This is a genomic window from Arthrobacter bambusae (assembly GCF_030812595.1).
Lineage (GTDB): Bacteria > Actinomycetota > Actinomycetes > Actinomycetales > Micrococcaceae > Arthrobacter > Arthrobacter bambusae_B.
In genome coordinates this window covers 98,096-107,668 of record NZ_JAUSSZ010000013.1, presented here as the reverse complement: position 1 = coordinate 107,668, position 9,573 = coordinate 98,096, and the positions used below count along the sequence as shown (strand labels likewise).

The following is a 9,573-nucleotide window of genomic DNA, read 5'->3' as shown; positions in this document are numbered from 1 at the left end:
CAGGAATAACAAAATCCATCATGGACCTTCCCCAACCCGCGCACCGGACTCCGGTCAACAGAAAACCTGTCACACAAGAGCCTGACACACAGGGTGCGGGCGTCGAGTGCGCAGGGAACCGTCGAAATGGAGTGAGAGCCGGGGAGCCTAGCCGAGCAGTCCGAGGATCTCGGTGCGGGCAAACATCCGGGCGGCCTCGCGCGCTGTCGGAGCACCGGCGTCGGGATCGGCCCCGGCGTCAAGCAGAACCCGGGCCACCTCGGTGTAGCCCTTGAAAACCGCGCCGGCCAGCGGAGTCTGGCCGCGGTCGTTCGCGGCGTTTGCCTCGGCACCGTGGTAGAGCAGAAGCTGAACGGTCTGGGCGTGGCCATGGTACGCGGCGAGCATCAGAAGGGAGTCGCCCGCGGCAGTGCGCATTCCAGCCGGCGCACCGGCATTAAGGTAGCTTCGCAGGAGCGCTGAATTGCCTTCCCTGGCGGCGTCAAACAGGGTATGCGCCAAGGCAATGGCCTCCTCGTCGGCACCCGTCGCTTCGGCTTCAGCGCCAGCCTTTTCACTCATCGATGGGGTCCCTTCAGGAATCCGGTCTGACGCCCCACCACTTGTCCGGCGTCGGGCGCAACGATTACTTCTTGGGCAGCCGGATAGGGCTCCTCGCCGTCCAGCACGGTCAGCACTTCGTGCGGGTCTACGGACCGCTTGATCAGGGCCAGGCCTACTGCTCCCATCTCGAAGTGCTGGGCCACAGATGTCAGCGTACCCACCTTGCGTTCTCCGGCAAATATGACGCTCCCCGGCGCCGGGAGCGTGTGCTGCGAGCCGTCCAATTGCAGGAAGACGAGCCGCCGGGGCGGGTGTCCGAGGTTGTGGACGCGGGCGATGGTCTCCTGGCCTTTGTAGCAGCCCTTGGACAAGTGGACCGAGGTCCGGAGGAGGTCGAGCTCGTGCGGAATGGTCTTCTCGTCCGTCTCGGCGCCAAGGCGGGGACGCCAGGCCGCAATACGGAGCGCCTCCGCGGCCAAGGAGCCGGCGAGGGCCATGCCCTCGACGGCCGATTCAAGCTCGGCCGCGGGAATGAGGTACTCGAACCAGGGACGCTCAAGGCCCGGATGGGAGCTTTCCTCCACCAAGCTGTAGGAATAGCCGCCGACGCCGATGTGCGGCCACGGATCCTCCCAGACGAGCCGCCCGGACCAGGCGTCAACGGGTTTCGTCGAGCCGACGACGGCCCAATCGGAAGACACGTCCGCCACCTCGACGCGCAGCATGAACCGCATTTTGTTGAGCCACTCCGCCAGCGGGGCGGCCTCGGCGGCCTCGACCAGCAGCCAGGTGGTCTCGCCGTCGTCCACCACGCGGGCGTCGAACTCGATGCGGCCCTGGATGGTGAGGAGCAACAGTTCGCTTGAGACGCGCGGTTGGAGGTTGGTCAGATGCTGCGAGGAAAGAGTGTTGAGCCAGCTCAGGCGGTCCGGCCCGGTGACCGTGACAACGCCCCGATAGGAAAGATCGACGACGGCGGTGCCCGCGGCGAGTGCGCGCTGCTCAGGCAGGGGCTGGCCGTAGTGCGCTGCGACGCCGGAGTCCTCGCCGCCGCCTTCTACAGCTCCGGAGCGCGACAATAGGGGGCTCTTGTAAGTCATATGTAGTAGAAGTCCTCGGGGCTCAGCGGTATTCCGGGTTTTCAAAATCGAAGCGCGTGCCGGCTTTCCATTCGTCCGGGAGGTTGCCGTACGCAGGAATGCCGCCTACGTCCTTGAGCATCCGGGCGTAGTGGAGCAGGTTCCAGGTCATGAAGGTGGTGTTCCTGTTGGTGAAGTCGCTCTCGGGGCCGCCGGATCCTTCGTCGAGATAGCTGGGGCCGGGGCCGACGGCACCGATCCAGCCGGCATCGGCCTGGGGCGGAATGGTGAAGCCCACGTGCTGAAGGCTATACAGGACGTTCATCGCACAGTGCTTGATGCCGTCCTCGTTGCCGGTAATCAGGCAGCCGCCGACTTTTGGATAGTAGGCCCACTGGCCTTTGCTGTTGAGCTGGCCCGAATGGGCGTAGAGCCGCTCGATGAGCTTCTTGGTCTGGGAGGAATTATCGCCAAGCCAGATAGGACCGGCCACCACCACGATGTCGGCCTCCAGCACGGCTGGATACAACTCGGGCCATTCATCCGTGGCCCAGCCGTGTTCGCGCATGTCCGGATACACGCCGGGGGCAATGTCATGGTCAACCGTGCGGATCACGCGGGTCCTGACGCCCTGCTTTTCCATGATGCGCCGGCTGATGGCAATCAGTCCGTCGGTATTGCTCACTTGTGGCGAAGGTTTGAGCGTCCCGTTGAAAAAGACGGCCTTGAGATCGTCATACCTGGCGGGTTTTGCTGCTTCGTTCACTTGCTGCTCCCTTTGGCTCGAACTGCGAAACGGGACGTTCAGTGAGACCTCTTCGGTGAGACCTTGGAGCTAGGAACAGGCTTTCCAGGGGGAGATCGTTCAGGAAAGCTTGTTCAGGAAAGCCGAAGCATGGGCCTCGAGCGACTTGCCCGGAGTGGACACGTCCCAACGCCACAATAGATTGCCATCCACGAGGCCGAAGATGCGTGTGGCCGCAGTGTATTCCTTGGAGTGGCCGCCGCGCATCACCATATCGGTGCTCAAGTGGATCTGGGGCCCCTTGATTTGGCCGTAGTACAGCTCGCTGATTCCACCGGGATGTGCGATCGTCACGGCGATGTCGAAACCGCCCTCCGCGTTCCGGAGGGCCTCGACGTCGTCGGCCGTCTTCAAGACCGGCACGATCTCCGCGGGAATCAAACCGGGGCCGCCGTCGGCGTCGAGCATTTTCCGCTCCAGCGCCCAGAAGCCCGTTTCGACGGTGAGGGGGCGCAATTTCATGCCGTCCTCATCGCTGAGCCAGCTTTCCGCGCGGTACTCCAGGTACGGCAGGCCGTGGTGCCTAAAGGAGACATGCTGGATGAAGTGCTCGGAATCTTCTTCACCACTTCCCAGCCGTCCCCGGCCTTCCCACTCACCAATGAGCCAGGAAAGCGGTACCAATTCGGGTGTCAGGTCGGAAGGGATTTCGATGGGCACAGCAATTACCTCAGTGGACCGGAAGGAACGGAAGCAGAAGCTCTACTTCTGGCCCTTGAAGAGACGGTAGACGACAAAACCAGCGAACCACGCCATCGAGAGGCTGGCCAAGCCGAGGAGGACAAGGAAGAAGATTTCAAATGCAAGTACGGACATGATGCCATCCTAACTGTTAGTAGATGAGTAGTTTGTCGATGAAGTAGCACATGGCGCCAACCGCCCAGACGGGAGCGACGCCCATGCCAAGAACGGCCGGGAAATTCAGCCGGCCGAGCCGAAGCGTCACCATCCGGCGGAAACTGACCAGGATCGAGCCGATGACAACGCCCACCACGATGGCGGCCACGATCGCGATGTCGGAAAACACCAGGCCGGCCAGCGGAGCCACCAACCCGGCCGCCACGATGCCCAGCGGCGCCACGACCCGGTCCGGCCAGCGCAACAGGCCGGCAAAGAGGGCGACCGCGGCGCTGAGGGCGGCGACCAACACCATTTCCTTGATGCCGTTGAACCTGGCCCCCGCGATCCAACCCGCGCCAAGGCAACTCAGCAAGACGCCGGCGCAGCTACCAAGAGTGGATTCCAGCCTTTGGGCCTGACCCGTTCCGCGGATCAGCTGCACAACGAACACTGCAATCACACCCGCCGCGATAAAGGCGGGAGTCGCGTCGAGAAATCCGGGTGCCGGGACTGAACCGGCAGCCAAGGCTGAACCCGCGCCGCTCAGCCCGATGACGGCGGCAAGGGTCTTTTTGGCGGGCACCGCCAGGAAATGCGGCCATCCGACGCCCACCGCGGCCGACGCCAGGACACCGACGGCGACCACCCCCTCCGTCGGGCCGTAAGAGCTGGCGACGAAAACTGCGAGCGCCACGAGGCCGACCACCCCGATGCTCCAAGACTTCACTGTGTCCCTATCCTCGCTGTGTCCCTATCCTCGCTGCGCCCTCTGCCCACAGAGTCCCCCGCGGGGACCCGTTTCGTTCCAAGCTGCGACTAACCTCCTGCCAATCCTGCCTCATGCGGCAGAAATATGTCGCAAACAGGGGCTGAAGGTGACACGAATCCCTGACGGCGCAGGGGCCTTTGGGTATACTCGGTTGTCAACAGCGCTTCTGTTGCCACGCTTCCGTTACAACGGAACTACGCCCCATAAGCAGCTACCGGCCGGTGGAAACCCGGTTCAGACGCCCGATGATGCGCGGACCGCCCATTGGAGGAACTATGTCGCACATCCTGCTCCTGACGAACAGCACCGGGTCGTCGGTAGACATCCTGCCCGCCTTGGAGCTCTTGAACCACCGGGTGCACATCCTTCCGGCAGAACCAACGGCATTGCTCGAAACCGACCCCACCGACGTCGTGTTCCTTGATGCCCGCAAAGACCTGGTGGGAGCCCGTTCGCTGACCCAGTTGCTCAAAGCCACCGGCTTGAGCGCGCCCCTCATCCTGATCCTTACTGAAGGCGGCATGGCTGCCGTCTCTTCTGCCTGGTCGGTGGATGACATCGTCCTCGACTCGGCCGGACCTGCTGAAGTCGAAGCCCGGGTCCGCCTGGCCGTGGCCCGCGCCATCCCCGGCGAAGAAGAAACCAACACCGAAATCCGTGCGGCCGGCGTCGTGATTGACGAAGCAAGCTATACGGCGCGCGTGAACGGGCAACCGCTCAACCTGACCTTCAAGGAGTTCGAACTCCTGAAGTATCTGGCCCAGCACCCGGGCAGGGTGTTCACGCGCCAGCAGCTTCTCACCGAGGTATGGGGCTACGACTACTACGGCGGCACGCGCACCGTTGACGTTCACGTCCGGCGCCTTCGTGCCAAGTTGGGCGCGGACCACGAAAACCTCATCAGTACAGTCCGCAACGTCGGCTACCGGCTGACGTTGGTCCGATTGACGGAAGACGAGCTCACGGAGGCCTAGGCTTCCGAAAATGCCCAGGCACACACCCTCGAAACGCAACGGAAAACAGGGAAGGCCCGGACTCATTGAGTCGGGGCCTTCCCTTGCTTGAGTGGAGGACATACGGGTCGAACGTATCGAGGCCACCCCACTGGTGGATCCCCCTCGCATCCCGCTTCGCAAAGCCGGACGAGATATAGACCTTACATGCCCAAGGCCGTGCCTGCAAAATCCATCCCGCCAAACCAGCCCGGGACGTATAGCCTTGCAGCATGAGCCCTGTGCACCCGGAGAACTGGCCCGTCCTCGTCGTCAAAGGCGCCTCGGATGACGAGTTGTTGAAAGACATCAAAACGCTCGCCGCAGCCGCCGAGGAGTCGGACGGCAATCCCCCGCTGTCCGAACAGACCCTGGTGATGTTGCGCGGAGCCGATGCCGGCGACCACTCAGTGCTCACACTGGCTCTCTACGCCCCCGACGAGCAGTCCGATCCGGCAAGCGGCCAGGACCTGGCGGGAATCGCCGTCGTGGTTGAAGCGGACGACGGGACCGGAGTCCTGGAAATGGCGGTTCACCCCAGCTACCGCAACCAGGGTGTCGCGGGCAGGCTGCTGGATTCGCTTCGGGACAGCCGCGGGCTTGCAGGCCTGAACGCTTGGTCCCATGGGAATCACGAGGCCGCCGCGGAACTCGCGGCCCGCTCCGGCTACGCCCCGGTGCGGGAACTGTGGAAGATGCGGCTCATGTCCTCCACGGCGGAACTGCCCGACGCCGTCCTCCCCGAGGGAGTCTCGCTGCGCGCCTTCGTGCCAGGACAGGATGAGTCCGCTTGGCTCGCTGCCAACAGGGCGGCATTTGCCCATCATCCCGAGCAAGGGTGCCTGACCAGGGCGGACCTGGAAGCCAGGATGGCCGAGGATTGGTTTGATCCCGCAGGCTTCCTGCTCGCCGTGAACCCGGCCGGGGAGTTGCTTGGCTTCCATTGGACCAAAGTGCACCCGAAGCAAGGTCCCCATCCGGCCATCGGAGAGGTCTACGTCGTCGGTGTGACCCCCGCAGCACAAGGTCTGGGGCTTGGCAAGGCGCTCACTATCGCCGGGATCAAGTATCTCCAGAGCCACAATCTGCACTCCGTGATGCTGTACGTGGACGCTGACAACACCGCCGCCGTCGCCCTTTACCAGAAGCTGGGCTTCGTGCGCTGGGACGTCGATGTCATGTATGCGCCCTTGACCCGGAAGTAACCCGAACCAAGGCGTATCTGAAAGGCTAGGAAATCTAGGATTCCGGGACGTGGAATCCTTGTAGGGTTGAATCAAGCCCCGCGCTGAACGAAGGAGAGCCCCATGAACCCGGACCCGGCCGGAACCACCAAAACCGAGGTCAAGGGAGCAACCTTGCCTCCCCGCTTCGGGTCTTCCGAAGTCCCGGCCGCGCGGGCCACCCAGGACCGTATCGATATTCCGGAATTTGCGCCCTCCCTTGAGCCGGAAGGCGACATCACTCCGGACCGTTTCCTGGACCGCGAGTTGAGCTGGCTCGCCTTTAACGCCCGCGTCCTTGAGCTCGCGGAGGATCCGGACCTCTTCCTCTTGGAGCGGGTCAATTTCCTCTCCATCTTCGCCTCAAACCTGGATGAGTTCTTCATGGTGCGCGTTGCCGGCTTGAAGCGCCGCATAGCCACCGGACTCGCGGTGCCCTCCCCCGCCGGGCTGAGCCCCATCGAAGTCCTGGAGCAGATCGGCGATGCCGCCCGAAAGCTGCAGGAACGCCATGCCCGCGTGTTTGCCGAGCAGATCCGTCCCGCTTTGGCCTATGAGCACATCCACCTCATGCGCTGGGACGAACTCGACGACGAGGCCCAGCACCGCTTGAGCATCATGTTCGGCGAGAAGGTCTTCCCGATCCTCACCCCGCTCGCCGTCGATCCCGCCCACCCGTTCCCGTATATCTCCGGCCTTTCCCTCAACCTGGCGGTGATTGTCCGCAACCCCGTGAGCGAGAAGGAACTGTTCGCCCGCGTCAAGGTTCCGGACCAGCTGCCGCGCCTCATTTCGATCGACGGACCCCGCGCCGGCGCGGTCCCTGGCCGTGTGGCACGGTTCATCGCCCTCGAAGAGGTCATCGCGGTGCACCTGGACAAGCTGTTCCCCGGAATGGAAGTCATGGAGCACCACACCTTCCGCGTCACCCGCAACGAGGACGTGGAAGTGGAAGAGGACGACGCCGAGAACCTCCTGCAGGCGCTTGAGAAAGAACTGCTGCGCCGCCGCTTCGGTCCGCCCGTCCGCCTTGAGGTCACCACGGACATCAACCCGAACATCCGCGCGCTCCTGGTGCGCGAACTCGGCGTCGAGGAATCCGAGGTCTACTCCGTCCCGGCGCCCCTGGATCTCCGGGGATTGTCTGTCATCGGCGGAATTGACCGCGCCGACCTTCACTACCCGAAGCACGTGCCCCACACCTCGCGGTACTTGAACGAATCCGAGACGGCCAAAGCCGCCAACGTCTTCGCGGCAATGCGTCGCCGTGACATCCTTCTGCACCACCCGTACGACTCGTTCTCGACGTCGGTCCAGGCCTTCCTCGAGCAGGCGGCCGCCGACCCCAAGGTCCAGGCCATCAAGCAGACCCTGTACCGCACGTCCGGGGATTCACCCATCGTGGACGCTCTGATCGACGCTGCCGAAGCAGGCAAGCAGGTCCTGGCCCTTGTGGAGATCAAGGCGCGCTTTGACGAGCAGGCCAATATTTCCTGGGCCCGCAAATTGGAGCAGGCCGGCGTGCACGTGGTGTACGGCATCGTGGGACTCAAGACGCACTGCAAGTTGTCCTTGGTTGTCCGACAGGAAGTTGATGGCCTCCGCCGGTATTGCCATATCGGCACGGGCAACTATCACCCCCGCACGGCCCGCTACTACGAAGACCTTGGCCTGTTGACCTCCAACGAGCAGGTGGGCGAAGACCTGTCCAAGCTCTTCAACCAACTCTCCGGATATGCTCCCAAGTCCACCTTCAAGCGGCTCCTCGTGGCTCCACGCTCGGTGCGGTCCGGCTTGATCGACAGGATCGAGACCGAGATCCGCAACGCCCGCGCGGGAATTACAGCGAGGGTCCAGATCAAGGTGAACTCCATGGTGGACGAGGCCATCATCGACTCCCTCTACCGGGCCTCGCAAGCCGGCGTGAAGGTCGACGTCATTGTCCGTGGCATCTGCTCGCTGCGTCCGGGAGTGCCCGGCCTGAGCGAGAACATCACGGTCCGCTCCATCCTTGGCCGCTTCCTGGAGCACTCGCGCGTGTTCGCCTTCGCCAACGGCAACGATCCGGTGGTCTACATCGGGTCCGCCGACATGATGCACCGCAACCTCGACCGCCGGGTTGAGGCCTTGGTACAGCTTTCCAGCCGCGAAGACATAGCCGAGGTCCTGGACCTGCTGCGCCGTTACATGGACCCGGGCACTGCGAGCTGGCACCTCGACAACCAAGGCCACTGGACCAGGTTCCACCGGGCCGACGATGGCACGCCGCTGTTGGACATCCAGTCCTGGCTGCTTGCCTCCCGGTCCCGCCAACGCGCAGTTGCCCGGCGGTAGGCAGCGAAAGTTGAAGAGCGATACACCTGTTGCGGACCAGACGGACCATCCCGGGGAGCCGATCGCCGTCACGGCGGCCGGCGCCATCCCTTGGCGGGTCACCAAGGGCGCCCTTGAGGTTCTCCTGATTCATCGGCCCAAGTACGACGACTGGTCCTGGCCAAAGGGCAAGCTCGACGCCGGGGAAACCATCCCCGAGTGCGCCGTGCGCGAGGTCGCGGAAGAAATCGGCCTCAAGGCTGCACTCGGAGTCCCCCTTCCTCCGACGCACTACCATGTGGCTGCCGGGCTGAAGGTGGTGCACTACTGGGCGACCCAGGTGAACGGTTCCATCATCAAGCCGGACGGCCGGGAAGTGGACGCCTACATGTGGGCCGCGCCGGACAAAGCGGCACGTTTCCTGAGCAACCCGACGGACGTTGGCCCCCTCCAAGCGCTGGCGAAGGCGCACCTGAATGGCGAGCTGGAGACGTGGCCGTTGATTTTGATCCGCCATGCCAAGGCCAAGCCACGATCCTCGTGGAGCAAGGCCGAAGGCAGCCGGCCGCTGGCTGTGACGGGCCTGAGGCAAGCGCTGGCAGTGGAACGGCTTCTGGGAGTGTGGAAGCCCGTGCGTATCGTGAGCAGTCCCTGGGCCAGATGCGTGTCCACCATCGCACCGTATGCCAAATCAGCCGGAGCCAAGGTGAAGCTGGTGGATGCCCTGACGGAGCACAGTCACCAGCGAAGCCCGAAAAAGACATCCGCGGTGATCGACGGCTTGTTCGACAAGCAACGCCCGGTTGCGATATGCACCCACAGGCCTGCCCTCCCCACCATCCTGAAGAAGCTTGGCGAGCGAATGGGCCTGGAGCCTTACGAGGCGCTTCCTTCCCAGGATCCGTATCTGGCCCCTGGCGAGATGATCGTGTGCCACGTGGCCCGCGGAAACGGCCAGCGCATAGTGGCCGTGGAACAGATCAAGCCCTTCGACGACTGACTCCAGTAA

9 protein-coding genes are annotated in these 9,573 nt (G+C 63.6%); 4 read left to right on the top strand and 5 right to left on the bottom strand.

Translation table 11 applies throughout. From position 1 onward, the window contains the following. Positions 1 to 147: 147 nt before the first annotated feature. The 5 genes from J2S96_RS16360 to J2S96_RS16340 all read right to left on the bottom strand — a co-directional run bounded on the left by J2S96_RS16360 (position 148) and on the right by J2S96_RS16340 (position 3,994). Positions 148 to 561, bottom strand: a complete 414-nt coding sequence (locus J2S96_RS16360) for an ankyrin repeat domain-containing protein (RefSeq protein WP_306865744.1) — start codon at positions 559 to 561, stop codon at positions 148 to 150. Next, entirely contained in the window at positions 558 to 1,643 is a 1,086-nt protein-coding gene (gene ygfZ / locus J2S96_RS16355; RefSeq protein WP_306865742.1) for a CAF17-like 4Fe-4S cluster assembly/insertion protein YgfZ, read from the bottom strand. The genes J2S96_RS16360 and ygfZ overlap by 4 nt, the downstream gene beginning before the upstream one ends. A 22-nt stretch (positions 1,644 to 1,665) precedes the next feature. Then, a complete protein-coding gene (locus J2S96_RS16350; protein ID WP_306865740.1) occupies positions 1,666 to 2,388 on the bottom strand; it encodes a flavodoxin family protein in 723 nt (240 codons plus the stop codon). Between the two features lie 99 nt (positions 2,389 to 2,487). Further along, the gene (locus tag J2S96_RS16345) at positions 2,488 to 3,087 is read right to left on the bottom strand and encodes an FABP family protein (protein ID WP_306865738.1); all 600 of its coding nucleotides are present in this window, start codon (positions 3,085 to 3,087) and stop codon (positions 2,488 to 2,490) included. A 172-nt stretch (positions 3,088 to 3,259) separates the two neighbouring features. After that, the gene (locus J2S96_RS16340) at positions 3,260 to 3,994 is read right to left on the bottom strand and encodes a permease (protein WP_306865736.1); all 735 of its coding nucleotides are present in this window, start codon (positions 3,992 to 3,994) and stop codon (positions 3,260 to 3,262) included. Positions 3,995 to 4,311: 317 nt separating this feature from the next. Between J2S96_RS16340 and J2S96_RS16335 the strand changes: the two genes are divergently transcribed. From J2S96_RS16335 to J2S96_RS16320, 4 genes are all read left to right on the top strand, one after another. Beyond that, on the top strand, positions 4,312 to 5,010 hold the full coding sequence (locus tag J2S96_RS16335; protein ID WP_306865734.1) for a winged helix-turn-helix transcriptional regulator: 699 nt from the start codon (positions 4,312 to 4,314) through the stop codon (positions 5,008 to 5,010). 251 nt (positions 5,011 to 5,261) lie between these two features. Continuing rightward, positions 5,262 to 6,233 (top strand): mycothiol synthase, encoded by a 972-nt coding sequence (gene mshD / locus J2S96_RS16330; protein WP_306865732.1) that lies wholly within the window; start codon positions 5,262 to 5,264, stop codon positions 6,231 to 6,233. A gap of 102 nt (positions 6,234 to 6,335) precedes the next feature. Then, on the top strand, positions 6,336 to 8,585 hold the full coding sequence (locus J2S96_RS16325; RefSeq protein WP_306865730.1) for an RNA degradosome polyphosphate kinase: 2,250 nt from the start codon (positions 6,336 to 6,338) through the stop codon (positions 8,583 to 8,585). Positions 8,586 to 8,595: 10 nt separating this feature from the next. After that, positions 8,596 to 9,564 (top strand): NUDIX hydrolase, encoded by a 969-nt coding sequence (locus tag J2S96_RS16320; RefSeq protein WP_306865728.1) that lies wholly within the window; start codon positions 8,596 to 8,598, stop codon positions 9,562 to 9,564. The last annotated feature ends 9 nt before the right edge of the window (positions 9,565 to 9,573 follow it).